Annotated in this window: 23 protein-coding genes; 9 read left to right on the top strand and 14 right to left on the bottom strand. The window is 61.9% G+C overall.

Annotation, left to right across the window (positions count from 1 at the left end; translation table 11 throughout):
- Positions 1-159: 159 nt before the first annotated feature.
- Positions 160-1,359 (bottom strand): tyrosine--tRNA ligase, encoded by a 1,200-nt coding sequence (gene tyrS / locus FW789_RS23335; protein WP_101322357.1) that lies wholly within the window; start codon positions 1,357-1,359, stop codon positions 160-162.
- 223 nt (positions 1,360-1,582) lie between these two features.
- On the opposite strand from tyrS, the gene FW789_RS23330 reads away from it, so the two are divergent.
- Together FW789_RS23330 and FW789_RS23325 are read left to right on the top strand one after the other, a co-directional pair.
- Positions 1,583-2,992, top strand: a complete 1,410-nt coding sequence (locus tag FW789_RS23330) for a peptidoglycan DD-metalloendopeptidase family protein (protein ID WP_150571184.1) — start codon at positions 1,583-1,585, stop codon at positions 2,990-2,992.
- Between the two features lie 3 nt (positions 2,993-2,995).
- Entirely contained in the window at positions 2,996-4,087 is a 1,092-nt protein-coding gene (locus tag FW789_RS23325; protein WP_446432111.1) for an anhydro-N-acetylmuramic acid kinase, read from the top strand.
- Positions 4,088-4,147: 60 nt separating this feature from the next.
- Here FW789_RS23325 and erpA read toward each other — a convergent pair whose 3' ends face one another.
- Complete coding sequence (gene erpA / locus FW789_RS23320) at positions 4,148-4,498, bottom strand: iron-sulfur cluster insertion protein ErpA (protein WP_103435172.1); 351 nt, start codon at positions 4,496-4,498, stop codon at positions 4,148-4,150.
- A gap of 133 nt (positions 4,499-4,631) precedes the next feature.
- Positions 4,632-5,666 carry an N-acetyl-gamma-glutamyl-phosphate reductase gene (gene argC / locus FW789_RS23315; protein ID WP_207073956.1) on the bottom strand — a complete coding sequence of 345 codons (1,035 nt, stop codon included), beginning with the start codon at positions 5,664-5,666 and terminating at the stop codon, positions 4,632-4,634.
- Between the two features lie 141 nt (positions 5,667-5,807).
- Between argC and hemJ the strand changes: the two genes are divergently transcribed.
- The 6 genes from hemJ (at position 5,808) to FW789_RS23285 (ending at position 9,694) form a co-directional block, all read left to right on the top strand.
- Complete coding sequence (gene hemJ / locus FW789_RS23310) at positions 5,808-6,233, top strand: protoporphyrinogen oxidase HemJ (RefSeq protein WP_101322362.1); 426 nt, start codon at positions 5,808-5,810, stop codon at positions 6,231-6,233.
- Positions 6,234-6,319: 86 nt separating this feature from the next.
- Complete coding sequence (locus FW789_RS23305) at positions 6,320-7,102, top strand: SDR family NAD(P)-dependent oxidoreductase (protein ID WP_446432110.1); 783 nt, start codon at positions 6,320-6,322, stop codon at positions 7,100-7,102.
- A 63-nt stretch (positions 7,103-7,165) separates the two neighbouring features.
- Positions 7,166-7,504 (top strand): histidine triad nucleotide-binding protein, encoded by a 339-nt coding sequence (locus tag FW789_RS23300; protein ID WP_101322364.1) that lies wholly within the window; start codon positions 7,166-7,168, stop codon positions 7,502-7,504.
- Between the two features lie 66 nt (positions 7,505-7,570).
- Positions 7,571-8,218: a 2-polyprenyl-3-methyl-6-methoxy-1,4-benzoquinone monooxygenase gene (gene coq7 / locus FW789_RS23295; protein WP_207073957.1), complete on the top strand. Its 648-nt coding sequence runs from the start codon at positions 7,571-7,573 to the stop codon at positions 8,216-8,218.
- 10 nt (positions 8,219-8,228) lie between these two features.
- Positions 8,229-9,269 carry a DUF2157 domain-containing protein gene (locus FW789_RS23290; protein ID WP_207073958.1) on the top strand — a complete coding sequence of 347 codons (1,041 nt, stop codon included), beginning with the start codon at positions 8,229-8,231 and terminating at the stop codon, positions 9,267-9,269.
- On the top strand, positions 9,269-9,694 hold the full coding sequence (locus FW789_RS23285; RefSeq protein ID WP_446432109.1) for a hypothetical protein: 426 nt from the start codon (positions 9,269-9,271) through the stop codon (positions 9,692-9,694). The genes FW789_RS23290 and FW789_RS23285 overlap by 1 nt, the downstream gene beginning before the upstream one ends.
- On the opposite strand, the gene FW789_RS23280 is transcribed toward FW789_RS23285, so the two are convergent.
- The gene (locus FW789_RS23280; RefSeq protein WP_101322368.1) at positions 9,670-10,092 is read right to left on the bottom strand and encodes an OsmC family protein; all 423 of its coding nucleotides are present in this window, start codon (positions 10,090-10,092) and stop codon (positions 9,670-9,672) included. The genes FW789_RS23285 and FW789_RS23280 overlap by 25 nt on opposite strands.
- Positions 10,093-10,279: 187 nt before the next feature.
- Here FW789_RS23280 and crp point away from each other — a divergent pair, with 187 nt between their 5' ends.
- Entirely contained in the window at positions 10,280-10,924 is a 645-nt protein-coding gene (gene crp, locus FW789_RS23275; protein ID WP_103435178.1) for a cAMP-activated global transcriptional regulator CRP, read from the top strand.
- Here the strand turns inward: crp and FW789_RS23270 are convergent.
- From FW789_RS23270 to FW789_RS23225, 10 genes are all read right to left on the bottom strand, one after another.
- Positions 10,921-11,625 (bottom strand): lipoate--protein ligase family protein, encoded by a 705-nt coding sequence (locus FW789_RS23270; protein ID WP_103435179.1) that lies wholly within the window; start codon positions 11,623-11,625, stop codon positions 10,921-10,923. The genes crp and FW789_RS23270 overlap by 4 nt on opposite strands.
- 66 nt (positions 11,626-11,691) lie before the next feature.
- Positions 11,692-12,528, bottom strand: coding sequence for an indole-3-glycerol phosphate synthase TrpC (gene trpC / locus FW789_RS23265; RefSeq protein ID WP_207073960.1), 837 nt, complete (start codon positions 12,526-12,528; stop codon positions 11,692-11,694).
- Positions 12,525-13,574: an anthranilate phosphoribosyltransferase gene (gene trpD, locus FW789_RS23260; RefSeq protein ID WP_103435181.1), complete on the bottom strand. Its 1,050-nt coding sequence runs from the start codon at positions 13,572-13,574 to the stop codon at positions 12,525-12,527. The genes trpC and trpD overlap by 4 nt, the downstream gene beginning before the upstream one ends.
- Positions 13,575-13,584: 10 nt before the next feature.
- A complete protein-coding gene (locus FW789_RS23255) occupies positions 13,585-14,178 on the bottom strand; it encodes an aminodeoxychorismate/anthranilate synthase component II (protein WP_103435182.1) in 594 nt (197 codons plus the stop codon).
- Positions 14,179-14,323: 145 nt separating this feature from the next.
- Positions 14,324-15,805, bottom strand: coding sequence for an anthranilate synthase component I (gene trpE, locus FW789_RS23250; RefSeq protein WP_103435183.1), 1,482 nt, complete (start codon positions 15,803-15,805; stop codon positions 14,324-14,326).
- Positions 15,806-15,874: 69 nt separating this feature from the next.
- Complete coding sequence (locus FW789_RS23245; protein ID WP_340612736.1) at positions 15,875-16,693, bottom strand: phosphoglycolate phosphatase; 819 nt, start codon at positions 16,691-16,693, stop codon at positions 15,875-15,877.
- The gene (rpe, locus tag FW789_RS23240) at positions 16,690-17,364 is read right to left on the bottom strand and encodes a ribulose-phosphate 3-epimerase (protein WP_103438663.1); all 675 of its coding nucleotides are present in this window, start codon (positions 17,362-17,364) and stop codon (positions 16,690-16,692) included. The genes FW789_RS23245 and rpe overlap by 4 nt, the downstream gene beginning before the upstream one ends.
- A gap of 123 nt (positions 17,365-17,487) precedes the next feature.
- Positions 17,488-18,315 (bottom strand): ABC transporter permease, encoded by an 828-nt coding sequence (locus FW789_RS23235; protein ID WP_446432108.1) that lies wholly within the window; start codon positions 18,313-18,315, stop codon positions 17,488-17,490.
- A gap of 11 nt (positions 18,316-18,326) precedes the next feature.
- Positions 18,327-19,574, bottom strand: a complete 1,248-nt coding sequence (locus FW789_RS23230) for an ABC transporter permease (protein WP_446432107.1) — start codon at positions 19,572-19,574, stop codon at positions 18,327-18,329.
- Positions 19,575-19,637: 63 nt separating this feature from the next.
- Positions 19,638-20,675: an ABC transporter substrate-binding protein gene (locus FW789_RS23225; RefSeq protein WP_181089417.1), complete on the bottom strand. Its 1,038-nt coding sequence runs from the start codon at positions 20,673-20,675 to the stop codon at positions 19,638-19,640.
- Between the last annotated feature and the right edge of the window lie 39 nt (positions 20,676-20,714).

The following is a 20,714-nucleotide window of genomic DNA, read 5'->3' as shown; positions in this document are numbered from 1 at the left end:
ACAACTACGCTGGAAGTGGGGCGCATTATAAGCGCATATGAAACCCCGTCAACCGTTAATTTCAGCTTTTTGCATTTGGCCCGCACAAACAAAAGCGGGGAGGCCTTTCGGCCTCCCCGCTCTCTCTATACAGCCAAGCACTCTATATAGAAGCAAACATCACTCTGCCTTCAGCGAAACCCGCGCAAAGGCTTTCTTGCCTGCCTGACACACATGGGTCGCACCCAAGGCAAACACAAAGCTGCGATCAACCACTTCGCCATCAACCTTCACGCTACCCGCAGCCAGCAAGTCCCGCGCTGCAGCCGAGTTCTTGACCAGGCCAGCCTTGTTCAGGATTGCAGCAATCGGCATCGACTCGACAGCGGCGACCGTCACCTCAGGGATGTCCTCCGGCAGCTCGCCATCCTTCATCCGGTTACCGGCAGCGCGGTGCGCATTGGCCGCAGCCTCCTCACCATGGAAGCGAGCGACGATTTCTTCCGCCAGTTTGATCTTGATGTCGCGCGGGTTGGCGCCCTGCTCGACATCGGCGCGGAACTGCTCGATCTCTTCCATGGAGCGGAAGCTCAGCAGCTCGAAGTAACGCCACATCAGCGAATCCGGGATTGACACCAGCTTGCTGTACATCACTCCCGGCGCTTCCTGGATACCGACATAGTTACCCAGCGACTTGGACATCTTCTTGACGCCGTCCAAGCCCTCGAGCAGCGGCATGGTAACGATGCTCTGTGCTTCCTGGCCGTAGGCACGCTGCAGCTCACGCCCCATCAGCAGGTTGAATTTCTGATCGGTACCGCCCAGCTCGACGTCGGATTTCAGCGCTACCGAGTCGTAGCCCTGCACCAGCGGGTAGAGGAATTCGTGGATCGCGATCGGCTGGTTGCTGGTGTAACGCTTGTCGAAGTCGTCACGCTCGAGCATCCGCGCCACGGTGTACTGCGACGACAGGCGAATGAAATCGGCGGGGCTCAGCTGGTCCATCCAGGTGGAGTTGAACGCGACTTCGGTCTTGGCCGGGTCGAGAATCTTGAACACCTGCTGTTTATAGGTCTCGGCATTGTCGAGGACCTGCTCGCGGGTCAGCGGCGGGCGGGTGGTGCTCTTGCCGCTTGGATCACCGATCATGCCAGTGAAATCGCCAATCAGGAAGATCACCTGATGCCCCAGCTCCTGGAACTGGCGCAGCTTGTTGATCAGGACCGTGTGCCCCAGGTGCAGATCCGGTGCGGTCGGGTCAAAGCCCGCCTTGATACGCAGCGGCTGACCGCGCTTGAGCTTTTCGACCAGCTCCGACTCGACCAATACCTCTTCCGCACCGCGCTTGATAAGCGCCAGCTGCTCTTCAACCGACTTCATAGAAAACCCGCAAGGCTCAGATTCAAAGGCAGCCAACCATACAAGATCGGCCATCAAATACAAGTTTGGCAACGAGATGTGACCCGAACGGGCGCTGTTGACGTCTATGCGCCCTTGCGCGAAACTGCTTTTGGTTATATTTTATACAGTTATTTCATCTTCATCATGTCATTCATCTTTTCTATTTCACTTTTTTCATTCACCTTTTCAAAGTCACCTTCCTATGCCTAAAGAAACGCCTAAAGCGCCGCCGCTTTATCCGAAAAGCCATCTGGTGGCCGCGAGCGGCATTGCCGCCCTCCTCAGCCTGGCCTTGCTGGTATTCCCTTCAAGCGAAGTCGAAGCCAAGAAAACCACCCTCAATCTCGAGCTGGAAACACCCGCCGAGCAGCTCAAAGACGAAGCCAACGCAGCACCCATGCTGCAGGCACCTGCCGAGCAAGCCTCGCCATTTGCCCAGATCGACAACGCCGCTACCCCGGCCGAGAACACCGCTAAGACCGAAGCACCGGTTGAAGCACCCAAGGCGCCAGGCCATCGTGAAGTAACCGTCGCCCGCGGCGACACCCTGTCGACCCTGTTCGCCAAGGTCGGCCTGCCGTCCAACGTGGTCCACGACGTGCTCGCCAGCGGCAAGCAAGCCAAGCAGTTCAGCCAGCTCAAGCATGGCCAGGTACTGCAGTTCGAACTGGATAAAGACGGCCAGTTGACCACCCTGCACAGTAAGGTCAGCAACCTCGAAACCATTCGCCTGAGCAAGACCGACAAGGGTTACAGCTTCGAGCGCGAAGTCAGCAAACCGGTCGTGCGCACTGCCTATGCCCACGGCGTGATCAAGAGCTCACTGTCGGCCTCGGCCCAGCGTGCCGGGCTGTCGCACAGCATGACCATGGACATGGCCCGTGTACTGGGCTACGACATCGACTTCGCACAGGACATCCGCCCTGGTGACGAATTCGACGTGGTCTACGAGCAGAAGGTCATGGACGGCAAGGTGGTCGGCACCGGCAATATCCTCTCGGCCCGCTTCACCAACCGCGGCAAGACCTACACCGCAGTGCGCTACACCAACAAACAAGGCAACACCAACTACTACACCGCTGACGGCAACAGCCTGCGCAAGGCGTTCATCCGTACTCCGGTAGATTTCGCCCGCATCAGCTCACGCTTCTCCAATGGCCGCAAGCATCCAATCCTGAACAAGATTCGCGCACACAAGGGTGTCGACTACGCGGCCCCTCGCGGTACGCCGATCAAGGCTGCAGGCGATGGTCGTGTCGAACTGGCAGGCCGTCGTGGTGGTTACGGCAACACTGTGATCATTGCCCACGGCAACCGTTACAAGACTCTCTACGGCCACATGCAAGGCTTCGCCAAAGGCGTCAAGACCGGCAGCACGGTCAAGCAAGGGCAGATCATCGGCTATATCGGTACTACCGGCCTGTCGACCGGCCCACACTTGCACTACGAGTTCCAGGTAGGTGGTGTCCACGTCGACCCGCTGAGCCAGAAGGTGCCGATGGCTGATCCGATCGCCAAGTCCGAGCGCCAGCGCTTCCTCCAGCAAAGTCAGCCATTGGTTGCCCGCATGGACCAGGAAAAGGCCACCCTGCTCGCCGCGAACAAGCGCTGAGTCATGGCGCTCTATCTGGGAGTGATGTCCGGGACCAGCCTCGACGGCCTGGACATCGCCTTGATCGAACACGGTGAGCAGCTGCGGCTGCTTGCCACCCACTACACCCCGATGCCCGCCGATCTGCGCCAGCAGTTGCTGAGCCTGTGCGCCAGCGGCCCTGACGAGATAGCCCGCGCCTGCCTGGCCGAGAACAGCTGGGCCATCCTCGCCGCCGAGGGCATCGCGCAACTGCTGGCCACACAAGGCCTGCAAGCTGATGACATTCGCGCTATCGGCAGCCACGGCCAGACCATCCGTCACGAGCCTGCACGCGGCTTCACCATGCAGATTGGCAACCCGGCGTTACTGGCCGAGCTGACCGAGATTTGCATAGTAGCGGACTTTCGTCGGCGCGATGTTGCCGCCGGTGGCCAAGGCGCGCCACTGGTGCCAGCCTTCCATGAATCGCTGTTCGGCCAACTTGGTCAGCGCCTGGCAGTACTCAATGTCGGCGGCTTCAGCAACCTCAGCCTGATCGAACAGAACACGCCAGTGCACGGCTTCGACTGCGGCCCCGGCAACGTGCTGATGGATGCCTGGATCGAGCGCAAGCGCGGCCAGGCATATGACGCTGATGGCAATTGGGCGGCAAGCGGCGTGATCATTGAGCCGCTGTTGAAACGCCTGCTGAGTGACCCGTTCTTCGCCGGCAGCGGCCCGAAAAGCACCGGTCGCGAGGTATTCAACCTGCCATGGCTGCAAGCCCATCTGGCAGCATTGCCCGCCTACCGCGACGAAGACGTGCAGGCCACGCTGCTCGAGCTGACTGCCCGCAGCATCATCGACTCACTGAGCAATGCCCAAACCGCCACCGAGGCCCTGCTGGTGTGTGGCGGCGGTGCGCGCAATGGCGCCTTGATGCAGCGCCTGGCGCAGCTGTTGCCAGACGCTGAGGTCTCCAGTACCGCAGCCTATGGCGTCGATCCGGACTGGGTCGAGGCAATGGCCTTCGCCTGGCTGGCACATTGCTGCCTGCAGGGCATCCCCGCCAATCGCCCCAGCGTCACCGCCGCCAAAGGCCTGCGCGTGCTCGGCGCTGTCTACCCCGCTTAACGCCCCCGCAGAATGCAAAACGCCGCGCAATTGCGCGGCGTTTTGCCAATCAGCCCTGCTTCAGATCGAGAACGAAGAACCGCAGCCACAGGTGGTGGTGGCGTTAGGGTTCTTGATCACGAAACGCGAGCCTTCCAGACCTTCCTGGTAATCGACTTCGGCGCCAGCCAGGTATTGGTAGCTCATTGGATCGACCACCAGCGCAACGCCTTCGCGCTCGACGATGGTGTCGTCGTCAGCCACTTCTTCATCGAAGGTGAAGCCGTACTGGAAGCCCGAACAGCCGCCGCCCGTCACGAACACGCGCAACTTCAGACGAGCATTGCCCTCTTCGCTGACCAGGTTCTTCACCTTGCTTGCAGCACCTTGGGTGAACTCCAAAGCCGTGGGGGTGAAGGATTCGACGCTCATGTTGACTCTCCCGGCGCAGTGCCGCCATAAAACTCGATGGCGGCTATTATCCGCTTCTCCGAGAAAAATGGTCAAGAATACGTAAGCAGCAGTCGACCCGCCTTACGCCGCAGCAAAAGGCGGGTCGCCGCGATCAAGGTAGCAAGCCGGCGTGGGACAAGCCCATGCGCTCGTCCAGGCCGAACAGGATGTTGAGGTTCTGTAGCGCCTGCCCTGATGCGCCCTTGACCAGGTTGTCGATCACCGACAGCACCACCACCAGGTCACCACCTTGCGGCCGGTGTACGGCGATACGGCAGACGTTGGCGCCGCGCACACTGCGGGTTTCCGGGTGGCTGCCAGCCGGCATTACATCGACGAACGGTTCATCGGCGTAGCGTTTTTCGAACAAGGCCTGCAGGTCGACCGACTTGTCGACGACATTTGCGTACAGCGTGGCGTGAATACCGCGGATCATCGGTGTCAGGTGCGGGACGAAGGTCAGGCCGATGTCCTGGCCAGCCGCCAGACGCAGGCCCTGGCTGATTTCTGGCAGGTGGCGGTGCCCTTTGACCGCATAGGCCTTCATGCTTTCGCCGGATTCGCAGAACAGCGAACCGACCGCAGCCCCACGCCCCGCACCGCTGACCCCAGACTTGCAGTCGGCGATCAAGCGCGATGGATCGGCCAGGCCAGCTTCGAGCAACGGCAACAGGCCAAGCTGGGTAGCGGTTGGATAGCAGCCCGGCACAGCGATCAGACGTGCCTGACGGATCTTCTCGCGGTTCACCTCAGGCAAACCATAGACCGCATCCTTGAGCAGCTCCGGCGCACCGTGCGGCTGGCCGTACCACTTGCCCCACTCGACCGCGTCCTGCAGGCGGAAGTCAGCCGACAGGTCGATAACTCGGGTACCGGCCGCCAGCAACTCGCCAGCCAGGGCGTGGGCAACGCCGTGCGGGGTGGCAAAGAACACCACGTCACAGGCCGCAAGGGCCTTGCTGTCGGGCACGCTGAAGGCCAGGCCGTCGTAATGACCACGCAGGTTCGGGTACATATCGGCCACTGCCACACCGGCTTCCGAGCGCGAGGTGATGACCGCGACTTCGGCCTGAGGATGCTGCGCCAGCAGACGCAACAGTTCGACCCCGGTGTAACCCGTGCCGCCGACGATACCGACCTTGATCATAACGCTTGCCCCTTATCAACGATGCGACTGGAAAGCGCACGATGATAGGGCTGCCAGCCGCCTGTAACAACTCTTGGGATGCGCCGCAGGTGCTTCACCACTACTATCCGACCACCGTGAAAACCTGAAGGAACACCCTCCATGCTTTACCTATGGATCAAAGCGCTGCACATCGTCAGCGTGGTCTGCTGGTTCGCCGGCCTGTTTTACCTGCCACGGCTGTTCGTTTATCACGCGCAAAGCGAGGACAGCACCAGCCAGGAGCGCTTCACCGTGATGGAGCGCAAGCTGTATCGCGGCATCATGAACCCGGCGATGATCGCCACCTTCGTGTTCGGCATCTGGATGCTCTACCTGACCCCAGGCTGGCTCAGCCAGGGCTGGATGCATGCCAAGCTGACTCTGGTAATCCTGCTGACCGGCTACCATCACATGTGCGGCGCTCAGCGCAAACGCTTCGCTGCTGGCACCAACAAGCGCAGCCATGTGTTCTACCGCTGGTTCAACGAGGTACCGGTACTCCTGCTGTTGGCGATTGTCATTCTGGTAGTGGTCAAACCGTTCTGACCCGCTGGGGCGCTGTAGCAAAAGGCAACACCTCTGTTGGCCACGCTGTACACTAGCGCCCCTTTCCGTCGCCCCAGGAGCCGCGCATGACCCGTTACGCCATGATCACCGGTGCTTCCAGCGGCCTGGGCCTGGCCCTGGCGGAAGCCCTGGCGCGGCGTGGCCGTAGCCTGATCCTGGTGGCGCGCCATCGCGAGACCCTCGAACCGCTGGCAATCGAGCTGGCTCAGCGCTTTGGCGTCGAGGTGCTGCTGCGTGTCTGCGACCTCAGCCAGCCGCTGCGTTTGTCGAGCTTTGTACTTGAGCTGGAAGAAGGCGAGCGGCGCATTGACCTGCTGGCCAACTGCGCCGGGCACCGCACGTATGGCCCGTTTCTGGCCCACGAGTGGGCTGACGAACAAGACCTGCTCGAGGTCAACATCCTCGCCCTGACCCGCCTGTGCCACGCCATTGGCAACCTGATGGCGATCCAGGGCGGTGGGCAGATTCTCAACGTTGCTTCGCTGGCAGCTGTGGCCCCCGGCCCGTGGATGGCCTGCTACGCCGCGAGCAAGGCTTATGTGCTGAGCTTTTCCGAAGCCCTGCGCGAAGAGCTTGGCCGTACCGGCATCAAGGTCTCGGTGCTGTGTCCAGGCCCAGTACGCTCGGCACTGCGCAAGATCCCCAGGCTGGACAACGGCCAGCGCTGCCTGAGCGCCGAAGAAGTGGCGTTGTATACCGTCCGCGCACTGGACAAGAACCGCCCGCTGATCATGCCCGGTCGGCGCAATCGCTGGCTGGCGAGACTGCCACGCCTCCTGCCGCGTTGGTTGACGCGCAAGCTGGCCGGCTTGATCAATCGCCGTTACTGCCCGCTGGAAGCGCAATAGCACTGTGCGCGCAGCGCCGTGCTGGGTACACTCAGCTCGGACCCTGACCATGGAGCAAGTGCTGTGGAGACTCTCTTCACCAAGATCATCAACCGGGAAATCCCCGCCAAGATCATCTACGAGGATGACCAGGTTCTGGCCTTCCACGATATCGCCCCGCAGGCGCCGGTACATTTTCTGGTTATCCCGAAAAAGCCGATCCGCACCCTCAACGACCTGACCGAAGATGACAAGGCCGTCGCCGGCCATATCCTCTTCACCGCGCAGCGTCTGGCCAAGGAGCTGGGTTGCGAAGACGGTTTCCGCGTAGTCATGAACTGCAACGAACTGGGCGGCCAGACGGTCTACCATATTCACATGCACGTGCTCGGCCAGCGCCAGATGCACTGGCCACCGGGCTGATCCAAGGCAAGCCCCGGCCAGGGGTTTGCGGTAAACTGTCGGGCATCACTCTTGCGGAGGTGCCCGATGGCTACCGAACGTCACTATTCGCCGCTCGACCGCTTGTTGCTGCAGGCCGATACCGCCATGCGCACCTTGCTGCCTTTCAGCGGCCAACCTAGCCGCCCTTCTCCTGCAATCATCCAGCCCGACGCTGACCTGGACGACGCGCAAACGCGCCACGTCGCCGGCTTGATGCGCATCAACCACACGGGTGAAGTCTGCGCCCAGGCGCTGTACCAGGGGCAATCGCTGACCGCCCGCCTGCCTCAGGTGCGCAAGGCGATGGAGCATGCAGCCGAAGAAGAGATCGACCATCTGGCCTGGTGCGAGCAGCGTATTCGCCAACTCGGCAGCCATCCCAGTGTGCTCAACCCATTGTTCTACGGCATGTCGTTCGGCATCGGCGCAATCGCCGGGCTGGTCAGCGACAAGGTCAGCCTTGGCTTCGTTGCGGCAACCGAGCATCAGGTCTGCAAGCATCTGGATGAACACCTCGAGCAGTTGCCCAGCGAAGATGAAAAATCCCGGGCCATTCTCGAGCAGATGCGGGTCGATGAAGAGCACCATGCCGACGCGGCACTGGAAGCCGGCGGCTATCGCTTCCCGGCGCCCGTGCGCTTTGGCATGAGCCTGATGGCCAAGGTCATGACCAAAAGCACCTACCGCATCTAGGAATACACAGATGACCGAACGTTTCGATGCCAAGGAACTGGCGCGTGCGGTCGACGCCGGTATTCTGCAACCCGGCCAGGATCAGGCGCTGCTGAGTTTCTTGCGGCGCCAACCGGCTGCTCAAGCCAGCTTCCAACTGGCGCATGTAGCGTTCTACCTCGGCGGCCTGCTGATCATGGCCGCCATGGGCTGGCTGCTCACCCAAGCCTGGATGAGCATCGGTGATTCAGCACTGCTGGCTATCGCCCTGCTGTATATCGCCGTATTGACCACATCAGCCCTGGCCCTGCAACGGCGCCAGCAGCTTGTGCCTGCCGGCGTGCTCGGCGCAGTGGCGGTGAGCATTGTGCCGCTGAGCGTGTTTGCTCTACAGCGCTTGCTGGGCTGGTGGCCGCTGGACGACACTCAGGTCGACTTCCATCAGTACTACACCAACGTGCAAGCCGGCTGGCTGCTGATGGAGGCGGCGACGGTGCTCGCTGGCCTGCTGATGCTGCGCCTGATTGCCTTCCCGTTCATCGTCATGCCGATCGCAGTGGCGCTGTGGTTCATGTCGATGGACCTGACCGAGTGGATATACGGCGCGCCGTTCAGCTGGGAGCAGCGGCGCCTGGTCTCGGTCTGGTTCGGCCTGGGCGTGCTGCTGCTGAGCATCGTGGTCGATGGACGCACGCGCAAGGACTACGCCTTCTGGGGTTACCTGGCTGGCCTGGCAGCGTTCTGGGGCGGGTTGACCCTGCTCGACAGCGGCAGCGAATGGGGCAAAGCCATGTATGGCTTGATCAACCTGGGCCTGATGGGCCTGGCGGTGCTGCTGCGACGGCCGATCTTCATGGTGTTCGGCGCCATGGGCGTGGCGGCCTACCTGGGCTACCTGTCCTATCAGGTATTTGCCGACTCGCTGTTGTTCCCGCTGCTGCTGACCTTGATCGGCCTCGGCGTGATCGGTCTGGGCCTTGTCTACCAAAAGCATCGTGAAAAGCTCAGTGCCAGCTTGCGCGGCAACTTGCCTGAACGCCTGCTCGCGCTGTTACCCGGGCTGCGTCGATAATGTCGAGAGTTGCCCGGCGCCTGCTGCAAAGTCTGGGCTTGCCGTTGATGGCCTACCTGTTCATATGCCTGATGACCGCGCAAATCCGGCAAGCGAGCTTCAGTCTACCCAGCCTGGGCGAACCCGACAGCAATAGTGCACTTGAACTGCTGCTGTTGAGCCTGCCGGGGCAGTTACTGTTTGTGCTGGCGGGCTGCTTTACCCACAGACGCCGACTGCTGCTTGGCGTCTTCTTGCTGGCCGCCAGCATCACGGCACTGTTGCAGTGCCTGGTGTTTGCCCAATGCTTCGGCACCACGTGGAGCACCGCCGAGACTTTCATCCTGCTGGCCAGCAATGCACCAGCACTGCTGCTGGCGCTGCTGCCTGGGCTGGCCTTGCTCTACAACACGGAAACAACTCAGCCGAGTTCGACGATCTCATAGCTGTGGGTGATTTCCACACCTGCGCGGCCGAGCATGATCGACGCCGAGCAGTACTTCTCTGCTGACAGCTCGACAGCGCGCTTGACCTGCGCTTCCTTGAGGCCGCGACCCTTGACCACGAAGTTGAGGTGGATCTTGGTGAACACCTTCGGATCTTCGTCAGCGCGCTCGGCTTCCAGGAATGCTTCGCAGCTCTCCACTGCCTGGCGCGATTTCTTCAGAATGCTGACCACGTCGAAGTTGCTGCAGCCACCGAGGCCGAGCAGGAGCATCTCCATCGGCCGCACGCCAAGGTTGCGCCCACCGGCTTCGGGCGGACCGTCCATGACCACGACATGGCCGCTACCCGATTCACCGAGGAACATGGCTTCACCGGCCCATTGGATGCGTGCCTTCATGCTTGTCGACTCCAGATACGTAGAAAGGGTGCCAGCTTAAGCCTTGTGAGCCCGTCGGAAAAGCTCAACTCAACACGCATCGCTGCCGATACACTGGGGCAGCGCCTGATAAGCTGGCGCCAAATGACTGGCGCGGCCTGCCAGCCGATCCGAAAAGCCTCTGTATCGCATCGAACAGGATGTCCTGATGGTTGTGTCCGCCCTCTCCGCCAAGATCAAGAACATCGACAAGTTGCTGGCGCACTGCCAGCGCCGCCGGTTTGCCGCCAAGAGCGATATCCTCTGTGCCGGCGACCGGGCTGAAACCTTGTCGTTCATCATCAAAGGCTCGGTCACCGTGATCATCGAAGATGACCAGGACCGCGAGATGATCATCGCCTACCTCAACGATGGCGACTTCTTCGGTGAGCTGGGCTTGTTCGAGCCAGTCGGCAAGGAGCAGTATCGCAGCGCCTGGGTGCGGGCCAAGACCGAATGCGAAGTGGCCGAGATCAGCTACGAGAGATTCCGCGAGGTCGCCCGCCTCGACCCTGAGATTCTCTACGCCTTGGGCAGCCAGATGGCCCAGCGCCTGCGCAACACCACGCGCAAGGTCGGCGACCTGGCGTTCTTCGATGTCACCGGGCGCGTCGCCCGCTGCCTGCTCGACTTGTGCAAGCAGCCCGATGCCATGACTCATCCGGACGGCATGCAGATCAAGATCACCCGCCAGGAGATCGGGCGGATCGTGGGTTGTTCACGGGAGATGGTCGGCCGCGTCCTCAAGGATCTGGAGGAGCGCAGCCTGGTTCAGGTCAAGGGCAAAACCATGGTGGTGTACGGCACCCGTTAATCTTGGGGCAGACCTGCGATCACCTCAGCATAGGCGGCAGACAGGCGCTCGAACCAGGGCACTGCCGGCGCCACTTCATGCAGGGCGATATGACTGTCGGCGCGGCAGTGCTGATCGATGCCGCAGCACTGATTGAAGCGGTTGACCGCCGCCACCATCGACTCGCGCTGGTTATCCAGCAGCAGGGCGCCATGCACCAGCACTACCGGGCGCTTGCCGCCCAGGCCCTGGCGCCAGCGCTGAGCAGTGCCGACCAGCTTGCGCCCGTTGAGGTTGACGTTGTAACGTCCGTCGCAGAAGGCGCCATCGATCTCGCCCAGCGAAGCCACCCCGCCCCACTCGCGCAGAACCTCACACAGCGGCTGACACAAACGCTCATAAGCGTTCTCGATACGGCCATGGTCGCCTTCGCTACGCGGGGCAACATACACCAGCGCGACGTTGACCGTTGCATGCGATTGCGGCACCGGTTCGCCGCCAGTCTCGCGTAGCAGCACCGGCCAGCCAGCGATGGCCAGCTCGGCGCAGGCAACCTCGAAGTTGTCCTGCCGGCTCAGCCGCCGCGGCATCACCAGCGCCTGATCGGTCGGGCGCCAGAACAGCACGCCGGCCTCGGCATCGCCGCGGCACACGGCGGCGAGCAGGTCCTGCTCGGCTTGCAGGCCCTGCGCGACGGTCAGGGCCAGAGGTTGTTCGCTCATCGGGATGCCACCTTTTAGCCACCTTCTAGAAACGACGAAGCCGGCAATGGCCGGCTTCAAGGTCGATCAGTCCAGTTCTTGAACCACGTTCTGTACCGGCCGCTGCGGGAAGAACAGCCGCTGCAATTCCTGCCCCGGTTGCTCAGCACGCATGAACGCTTCGCCAACCAGGAACGAGTACACCCCGTTGATTTCCATCAGCTCGACATCGGCCCGGTTGAAGATCCCGCTCTCGGTGATCGCCAGCCGCTCACGCGGAATTCGTGGCAGCAGGTCGAGGGTGGTTTCCAGGCTGACGTCAAAGGTGTGCAGGTTACGGTTGTTGACCCCGACCAATGGTGTGTCGAGGGTGTTCAAGGCCCGCTCCAGCTCATCGCCGTCATGCACTTCGACCAGCACATCCAGGCCGACCGACTTGGCCACAGCGGCCAGTTCGGCCATGCGCACATCATCCAGCGCAGAGACAATCAGCAGCACGCAATCGGCGCCCAACGCACGGGCTTCGACGATCTGGTACGGATCGATCATGAAGTCCTTGCGAATCACCGGCAGCGTGCAGGCCGCGCGGGCCTGCTGCAGGTAGGCATCGGCGCCCTGGAAATAATCGATGTCGGTCAGCACCGACAGGCAGGTCGCGCCGCCCCTCTCGTAACTGACGGCGATATCGGCCGGGACGAAGTTGTCGCGGATGACGCCCTTGCTCGGTGAGGCCTTCTTGATTTCGGCAATCACCGCAGGCTGCTTGCGCTTGGCCTGTTCGATCAGCGCATTGGCGAAGCCACGCGGCGCATCAGCGGCCTTGGCCAGTTGCTCGAGCTCGGCCAGGCTGACCCGGGCACAGCGCTCGGCGACTTCTTCGACCTTGCGGGCGAGGATGTTTTCCAGCACGGTCGGCACGCTCATGCTTCGTTCTCCTGCTTGAATACGGCGGTAAAGGCGCCCAGTTCCTGGAGTTTTTCCCAGGCCAGGCCGGTGTGCAATACATCGCTGGCAAGCTCTACGCCCTGGGCCAGGGTCATTGCGTGGTCTGCTGCGTACAGCGCGGCGCCCGCATTGAGCACGATCATCTCGGCGGCCTTCTGGCCGTTTTCGGTCTTGCGCCGGCCCAAGGCATCGCGGATCAGTTCATACGAGGCCTGCGGGTTTTCCACAGCCAGGCCATGCAGGCTCTGGCTCTTCATGCCGAGGTCTTCGGGCTCGACCCAATACTCGCTGATCTCACCTTTTTTCAGCTCGGCAACAAAGGTCGGCGCTGCCAGGCTGAACTCATCCAGGCCATCCTTGGAGTGCACCACCAACACGTGCTTGCTGCCCAGGCGCTGCAGCACCTCGGCCAGCGGCCGGCACAAGGTCTGGGCGAACACGCCAACCACCTGGTGTTGCACTCCGGCCGGATTCGTAAGCGGGCCAAGCATGTTGAACAAAGTGCGCAGGCCCAGCTCGCGACGCGGGCCCGCGGCGTACTTCATGGCTTTGTGGTGACTCTGCGCGAACATGAAGCCGATGCCCAGGCTGTCGATGCAGCGGGCAACCTGCACTGGCGTCAGGTTCAGGTAAATACCGGCCGCCTCAAGCAGGTCGGCACTGCCACTTTTGCCCGAGACTGCGCGGTTGCCGTGTTTGGCCACCTTGCAGCCAGCCGCGGCGAGCACAAACGACGCCGCCGTGGACACGTTGAAGATGTTCGCACCGTCGCCGCCGGTACCGACCACGTCGACCACGCCGTCGAGGCTTTCCAGCTCGACCTTGTCTGCCAGCTCACGCATGACCGAGACCGCGCCGACGATTTCGTCGATGCTCTCGCTCTTCATGCGCATGCCCATCAGGAAGGCACCGATCTGCGCCTCGCTGCACTGGCCGGTCATGATCTGGCGCATGACGTCGCTCATTTCTGCAGTCGACAGGTCCAGGTGGCCAACGATACGGCTCAACGCGCTTTTGATATCCATGCTCGAATCCTTAACGGCGGCCGCCGGTCTGCTTGAGGAAGTTGGCGAACAGCTCGTGGCCCTGCTCGGTAAGAATCGACTCGGGGTGGAACTGCACCCCTTCGATGTTCAAAGTCTTGTGGCGCAGGCCCATGATTTCATCCACCGAGCCATCGTCGTGGGCAGTCCAGGCGGTCACCTCAAGGCACTCGGGCAGCGTCTCGCGCTTGACCACCAACGAATGGTAACGGGTCACCGTGAGCGGATTGTTCAGTTCGGCAAACACGCCAAGGTCGCGATGATGGACCGGGCTGGTCTTGCCATGCATCACCTGGCGGGCGCGGACTACGTCGCCGCCAAAGGCCTGGCCGATCGACTGGTGGCCAAGGCAAACGCCAAGGATCGGCAGCTTGCCGGCAAAATGCAGAATGGCCTCGATCGACACACCGGCTTCGCTCGGGGTGCACGGGCCTGGTGAGACCACGATGCGCTCGGGGTTGAGTGCTTCGATCTGGGCGATGGTCATCTCGTCATTGCGGATGACCTTGACCTCGGCCCCCAACTCGCCAAAGTACTGGACGACGTTGTAGGTGAAGGAGTCATAGTTGTCGATCATCAGTAACATGTGCGGCAAACCTCTAGAAGACTGACTTCTGATTCGAACCTTGCGCTTGCGCCTCCAGGCGCGGGTCATCCCGCACGGGGCGCTGGGTCAAGCACAAGGCAGGCAGATGGAGCGAGGCCGCGTGGCGGCCAGCCAACTCAACACATCAACGCGACGGGGTCTGTTCCGCCAGGGCTACGGCGCGGAACATCGCGCGGCGCTTGTTGATGGTTTCTTCCCACTCCAGTGCAGGCACCGAATCAGCAACGATACCGCCACCGGCCTGAACATGCAGTTCGCCATCCTTGATCACCGCGGTGCGAATGGCGATCGCGGTGTCCATGTTGCCGTTCCAGGCAAAGTAACCGACTGCGCCGCCATACACGCCACGCTTGACCGGCTCGAGCTCGTCGATGATTTCCATGGCACGGATCTTCGGCGCGCCGGACAAGGTGCCGGCCGGCAGGATCGCCCGCAGTGCATCCATTGCGGTCAAGCCCTCGGCCAGTTGGCCGGTGACGTTGGAGACGATGTGCATGACGTTGGAATAGCGCTCGATCACCATCTTCTCGGTCAGGCGCACGCTGCCAGTTGCCGAAACGCGGCCGACATCGTTGCGGCCCAGATCGATAAGCATCAGGTGCTCGGCGATTTCCTTGGCGTCGGACAGCAGGTCGTCTTCCAGCGCGCGGTCGGCTTCTTCGTTGGCACCGCGTGGGCGGGTGCCGGCGATTGGGCGCACGGTGACCAGGTTGTCTTCGACCCGCACCAGCACTTCCGGCGAACTGCCGACGACATGGAAGTCACCGAAGTTGAAGAAGTACATATAAGGCGTCGGGTTGAAGCAGCGCAGCGCGCGATAAAGGTCAATGGGTGCGGCCTTGAAGTCGATCGACATGCGCTGCGACGGCACCACCTGCATGCAGTCGCCGGCGAGGATGTACTCCTTGACCGTATCGACCGCACGTTCGTAATCATCCTGGGTGAAGCTTGAACGGAATGCCGGTTCGGCAGCCATCGGCCCGCTCAGGTCAAGGCCGCGACGTGGCGTGATCGGCTCGCGCAGCTTGCCCAGCAGCGCCTGCAGGCGCGCCTGGCCCTGTTCGAGGGCGTCTTCGGCAGACGGGTCGACCAGCACGATCGCGTGCATCTTGCCGGCCAGGTTGTCGAACACCACTACTGCGTCCGAGACCATCAGCAGAATGTCCGGCACACCCAGTGGGTCCGGGTTCGGGCAGGCTCCCAGGCGTTTTTCCACATAACGCACGCAGTCGTAACCGAAGTAGCCGACCAGGCCGCCATTGAAGCGCGGCAGGCCGGCGATATCGGCAACCTTGTAACGCTCTTTGAACGCTTCGACGAAGGCCAGCGGGTCTTCCACCTCGTGGCTTTCTACCTCGACACCGTCTTCAAGGATGCTCACCTGATAGCCGTGCACGCGCAGCACCGTGCGCGATGGCAGGCCGATCATCGAGTAACGGCCCCACTTCTCGCCGCCCTGAACGGATTCGAGCAGGTACGAGTTGGCCTGATCAGCCAGCTTCAGGTAGATCGACAACGGCGTGTCGAAGTCGGCCAGGGTTTCGCAGGCCAAAGGAATGCGGTTGTAGCCAGCAGCGGCCAGACGCAGGAATTCTTCGCGGGTCATGAGTAGCCTCGGAGCAAGAGCAATGGGGTCAGGCAAACGGACGGGCCGGCAGCTGCCGGCGAGCAGAAGTCAGGCGCGCCAACGCCAACGGGCCAGGGCCTTGATGACTTTCATCCAGTATTTGCCGATAACCGCCACGATGGACTCTCTGTCTTTGGAGGCTGGAAGGTCGGCCAACGTTATCCCAGTGTCGGTGACTACGCAACCAGGCAACAGGATGCGCAGATCACTGATCACCAGGCTGGGCGATTCTTCCTCGATTGGCCGGCCGTGGTTGTAGCCATAGCTGAGGCCAACCGACTGCACCCCGGCGGCTTTGGCAGCGAGCACATCGCTGCGCGAGTCGCCGACGAACACCGCCTGCGCCGGGCTGACCCCGGCCATTTTCATCACGAACAGCAACGCCGCCGGGTCAGGTTTTTTCTGTGGCAGGGTGTCGCCGCCAATGATCCAGCGGAAATAGCGACCGATCTTCATCTGATCCAGCAGCGGCGCGACAAAGCGCTCCGGCTTGTTGGTGATCAGCGCCATCTCCACGCCTTGCTTGTGCAGCCAGCGCAAGGTGTCGCGCACGCCCGGGTAGACCACGGTGAGCTCATGGCTCTCGGCATAGGCCTCCATGAACAGGGCCAGGCCCTGCTCGGCCAGCGCGTCGTCAACCGTGCCGTGGTCAAGGCCTCCCGCCAGTGCCCGGCGCACCAGTACCGGTGCGCCATTGCCGACCCAGTGGCGAACCGCCTCAAGGCCGGCCGGCGGGCGACCGAGTTCGAGCAGCATGCGGTCTACCGCTGCAGCCAGGTCGGGGACAGAGTCGATCAGCGTGCCATCCAGATCGAACATCACCAACTTGGGCAGCGTCCCCGGGAACAGCTGCTCGAAGCCGCTCATGGGCGGGCCAGGGCCATTTCGGCGCGCATCTTGGCGATCACTTCCTGGTAGTCGGGCGCATTGAAGATCGCCGAGCCGGCGACAAAGGTGTCGGCGCCAGCAGCGGTGATCTCGCGGATATTGTTGACGTTGACGCCGCCGTCGATCTCCAGGCGGATGTCACGCCCGCTGGCATCGATCAGCGCGCGTGCTTCACGCAGCTTGTCGAGGGTGCCAGGGATGAACTTCTGCCCGCCGAAGCCTGGGTTGACGCTCATCAGCAAGATCATGTCGACCTTGTCCATCACGTACTTCAGGGTCTCCAGACCGGCAGCCGGGTTGAACACCAGGCCAGCCTTGCAGCCGCCGTCACGAATCAACTGCAGCGAGCGGTCGATGTGCGTGGTCGCGTCCGGGTGGAAGGTGATGTAGGTAGCGCCGGCTTCGATGAAGTCGCCGATGATGCGGTCGACCGGGCTGACCATCAGGTGCACATCGATCGGCGCGGTGACGCCGTATTTGCGCAGTGCGCTGCACACCATCGGGCCGATGGTCAGGTTGGGGACATAGTGGTTGTCCATGACATCGAAGTGGACGATGTCGGCGCCGGCGGCCAGTACCTTGTCGACGTCTTCACCCAGGCGGGCGAAATCGGCAGAAAGAATGGACGGGGCAATAGCGTAGGGCTGCATGGCGCACCTGTAGGCAGAAATCACGGTGGCGCGCATTGTACCTCAGCCCCGCGGGATGGGGGCTGATTGGTGTCAATCCTGCTGCAGCGCGCCAGCCCGAGGGTGGGGGCTGGCGCCAGCAGGTTACTCTGGCTGTTGTGTACGCAGTTTTTCGCTGCGCCCACGCAGCCATTCCAGGGTCAGCAACAGCACCACCGAGAAGGCGATGAGCAAGGTCGCTGCCGCAGCGATGGTCGGGCTCAGGTTCTCGCGAATACCGCTGAACATCTGCCGCGGCAGGGTTGCCTGTTCAGGCCCGGCGAGAAACAGCGTGACCACCACTTCATCGAACGAGGTGGCGAAGGCAAACAATGCCCCCGAGATCACCCCAGGGGCAATCAGCGGCAAGGTCACCCGACGGAACGCGGTCAGCGGCGAGGCACCGAGGCTGGCCGCGGCCCGCACCAGGTTGTAGTTGAAGCCCTGCAGGGTGGCCGACACGGTGATGATCACAAACGGTACGCCCAGCACCGCGTGCACCAGGATCAACGAGGTGAAGCTGTTGCCCAAGCCCAGCGGGGCAAAGAACAAATAGCTCGCGACACCGATGATCACCACTGGCACCACCATCGGCGAGATCACCAGGGCCATCACCAACGACTTGCCAGGGAAGTCGCCGCGGGTCAGGCCAATCGCGGCCAGGGTGCCGAACACCATTGCCAGCACAGTCGCCGCAGGGGCGACGATGATGCTGTTGCGCAGGGCGCGCATCCACTCCGCCGAAGCAAAGAAGTCCTGATACCAGTGCAGCGAAAAGCCCTGCAGCGGGTACACCAGAAAGCTGCCGCTGTTGAACGACAGCGGGATGATCACCAGTATCGGCAGCACCAGGAACAACAGGATCAGGCCGCAGAGGATCCGCAGGCTGTAGAACCACACCCGCTCGATGGGTGACATATAGGGGCTCAGCATGACAAGGCTCCTCAGCTCAGACGCAGGCGGCTGGCGCCGACCAGCCAGCTATAGATCAGGTACAGCAGCACGGTTGCCAGCAGCAACAGCCCGCCCAGTGCGGTGGCCATGCCCCAGTTGATGCTGGTGTTGGTGTAGAAGGCCACGAAGTAGCTGACCATTTGATCGTTCGGGCTGCCGAGCAGCGCCGGGGTGATGTAGTAGCCGATCGCCAGAATGAACACCAGCAGGCAACCTGCGCCAATACCTGCGTAGGTCTGCGGGAAGTACACCCGCCAGAAACTGGCGAACGGATGGCAGCCCAGCGAAATCGCTGCGCGCATATAGCTCGGCGAGATGCCCTTCATGACGCTGTACAACGGCAGGATCATGAATGGCAGGAGGATATGCACCATCGAGATGTACACCCCGGTGCGGTTGAACACCAATTCCAACGGCTCATCGATGATGCCCATCGCCATCAGCGCACTGTTGATCAACCCGCCCGACTGCAACAGCACGATCCAGGCAGCGACCCGCACCAGAATCGAGGTCCAGAACGGCAACAGCACGAGAATCATCAACAGGTTGCTCTGCCGGGTTGGCAGGTTGGCTAGCAGATAGGCCAACGGGTAAGCCAGCAGCAGGCAGATCACGGTGATGACCACACCCATCCACAGGGTGCGGGTGAAGATATCCAGGTAGATCGCCTGGTCCGGCGTGGCCTTGGCTATCTCACCGAGGTCATCGATGCGGTGATCGACCGAGGCCAGCAGGTAATAGGCGGTGACGGTGCTGGTATTGCGGCGGATCGCCTGCCAGTAGGCAGGATCGCCCCAACGCTCATCCAGGTTTTGCAGTGCTTCTTTATAGGAAGCCGGCTCGCTCGCGAACGGCAGCGCCCGGGCAGTCTTCGACAACAGGCTGCGGTAACCGGCCAGCTCCATGTTCAAGCGTTTGGACAGGTCACCGAGGGTCTGGTTCTTGCGCGCCTCGGCCAGGTCCTGGCTCAGCGCCTGATATACCGGTTCGCCAGGCAGGCTCTTGCCATCCCACTGCTGTACCGCCTCGACGGTGCGCGGCAGGCCGGCGACCACCTCGGGGTTGGCCACGCTCTTGAACAACAGCGCCGCAATCGGCACCAGGAACACCAGCAGAAGAAACAGCGCCAGCGGCGCGATCAACGCCTGGGCCTTCCAGCGGTTGACCCGCTCGGCATGCTTGAGGCGCTGTTTGAGGCTTTTACCTGCGCCTTCGTTCAGGGGCACTGCAATGGCCATGGCGAACTCCGAAAATCTGGAAAACGGGGAGCGCCGGAGATACCCGGCGCTCCGAGGGCGCAGTTACTTCTTCGCCGCCCAGGCGTTGAAGCGTTGCTCCAGCTGCTCGCTGTTGTCAGCCCAGAACGCCACGTCGATCTGCACCTGGTTGGCGATGTTTTCAGGCGTGGTCGGCATGTCTTTCTTCACGTCATCCGCCAGCAGCGCGACCGCCTTGGAATTGGCCGGACCGTAGGCAATGTTTTGCGAGTAGGTCTTCTGCTGCTCGGGCGCAACGCTGAAGGCGATGAAGTCCTTCGCCTCTTTGCTGTTCTTCGCGCCTTTAGGAATGGCCCAGGCGTCAAAGTCGTAGATGCCGCCATTCCATACCACCTTGAGGTTGCTTTCTTTCTGCACGGCAGCGATGCGACCGTTGTAGGCCGAGCTCATCACTACGTCGCCAGAGGCAAGGTACTGCGGCGGCTGGGCGCCGGCTTCCCACCACTGAATGCTCGGTTTGAGCTGATCGAGCTTTTTGAAGGCGCGATCCTGACCGGCTTTGGTCGCCAGTTCTTTGTAGACGTCCTTGGGCGCAACACCGTCGGCCATCAACGCGAACTCAAGGGTGTACTTGGCACCTTTGCGCAGGCCGCGCTTGCCCGGGAACTGCTTGGTATCCCAGAAATCAGCCCAGCTGGTTGGTGCGGTCTTGAGTTTGTCGGCGTTGTAGGCCAGCACCGTGGACCAGACGAAGAAGCCGACACCGCAAGGCTGAATAGCGCCCTTGACGTAGTCCGCCTCGTTACCGAACTGAGCGGGATCGATTTCCTCGAACAGGCCCTCGTCGCAACCACGGGCTAGCTCCGGCGATTCGACTTCGACCAGGTTCCACGACACGCTCTTGGTATCGACCATGGCTTTGACCTTGGCCATTTCACCGTTGTACTCCCCGGCGACGATCTTGCCCTTGCCGGCCTTTTCCCACGGCTCGTAGAAGGCTTTGACCTGGGCGGCCTTGTTGGCACCACCGAACGACACCACGGTCAGGTCTGCGGCGGCCATGGCCTGGCTGGCGGCGAACAGGCCGAGGGCCACGGCGGTCAGTTTCAACTGCTTGCGCATTATTATTCTCTCCACAGTACAGGGTTGGTTAAGCGAGCC

Source organism: Pseudomonas sp. 1121_17, assembly GCF_052850745.1.
The sequence above is the reverse complement of the archived record's forward strand: the minus strand, read 5'-3'. Positions and strand labels throughout refer to the sequence as shown.

Excerpts from the sequence above, each read along its gene's own strand:
- FW789_RS23235 (WP_446432108.1), bottom strand. The coding sequence starts at position 18,315 with ATGCTGAGCCCCTATATGTCACCCATCGAGCGGGTGTGGTTCTACAGC.
- FW789_RS23225 (WP_181089417.1), bottom strand. The coding sequence starts at position 20,675 with ATGCGCAAGCAGTTGAAACTGACCGCCGTGGCCCTCGGCCTGTTCGCC.
- FW789_RS23285 (WP_446432109.1), top strand. The coding sequence starts at position 9,269 with ATGTCGAGAGTTGCCCGGCGCCTGCTGCAAAGTCTGGGCTTGCCGTTG.
- coq7 (WP_207073957.1), top strand. The coding sequence starts at position 7,571 with ATGGCTACCGAACGTCACTATTCGCCGCTCGACCGCTTGTTGCTGCAG.
- tyrS (WP_101322357.1), bottom strand. The coding sequence starts at position 1,359 with ATGAAGTCGGTTGAAGAGCAGCTGGCGCTTATCAAGCGCGGTGCGGAA.
- FW789_RS23280 (WP_101322368.1), bottom strand. The coding sequence starts at position 10,092 with ATGAAGGCACGCATCCAATGGGCCGGTGAAGCCATGTTCCTCGGTGAA.
- rpe (WP_103438663.1), bottom strand. The coding sequence starts at position 17,364 with ATGCAGCCCTACGCTATTGCCCCGTCCATTCTTTCTGCCGATTTCGCC.
- trpE (WP_103435183.1), bottom strand. The coding sequence starts at position 15,805 with ATGACCCGCGAAGAATTCCTGCGTCTGGCCGCTGCTGGCTACAACCGC.
- FW789_RS23325 (WP_446432111.1), top strand. The coding sequence starts at position 2,996 with ATGGCGCTCTATCTGGGAGTGATGTCCGGGACCAGCCTCGACGGCCTG.
- FW789_RS23330 (WP_150571184.1), top strand. The coding sequence starts at position 1,583 with ATGCCTAAAGAAACGCCTAAAGCGCCGCCGCTTTATCCGAAAAGCCAT.
- erpA (WP_103435172.1), bottom strand. The coding sequence starts at position 4,498 with ATGAGCGTCGAATCCTTCACCCCCACGGCTTTGGAGTTCACCCAAGGT.
- trpC (WP_207073960.1), bottom strand. The coding sequence starts at position 12,528 with ATGAGCGTGCCGACCGTGCTGGAAAACATCCTCGCCCGCAAGGTCGAA.
- FW789_RS23290 (WP_207073958.1), top strand. The coding sequence starts at position 8,229 with ATGACCGAACGTTTCGATGCCAAGGAACTGGCGCGTGCGGTCGACGCC.
- FW789_RS23270 (WP_103435179.1), bottom strand. The coding sequence starts at position 11,625 with ATGAGCGAACAACCTCTGGCCCTGACCGTCGCGCAGGGCCTGCAAGCC.
- FW789_RS23245 (WP_340612736.1), bottom strand. The coding sequence starts at position 16,693 with ATGAGCGGCTTCGAGCAGCTGTTCCCGGGGACGCTGCCCAAGTTGGTG.
- FW789_RS23230 (WP_446432107.1), bottom strand. The coding sequence starts at position 19,574 with ATGGCCATTGCAGTGCCCCTGAACGAAGGCGCAGGTAAAAGCCTCAAA.
- FW789_RS23305 (WP_446432110.1), top strand. The coding sequence starts at position 6,320 with ATGACCCGTTACGCCATGATCACCGGTGCTTCCAGCGGCCTGGGCCTG.
- crp (WP_103435178.1), top strand. The coding sequence starts at position 10,280 with ATGGTTGTGTCCGCCCTCTCCGCCAAGATCAAGAACATCGACAAGTTG.
- hemJ (WP_101322362.1), top strand. The coding sequence starts at position 5,808 with ATGCTTTACCTATGGATCAAAGCGCTGCACATCGTCAGCGTGGTCTGC.
- argC (WP_207073956.1), bottom strand. The coding sequence starts at position 5,666 with ATGATCAAGGTCGGTATCGTCGGCGGCACGGGTTACACCGGGGTCGAA.
- FW789_RS23255 (WP_103435182.1), bottom strand. The coding sequence starts at position 14,178 with ATGTTACTGATGATCGACAACTATGACTCCTTCACCTACAACGTCGTC.
- trpD (WP_103435181.1), bottom strand. The coding sequence starts at position 13,574 with ATGGATATCAAAAGCGCGTTGAGCCGTATCGTTGGCCACCTGGACCTG.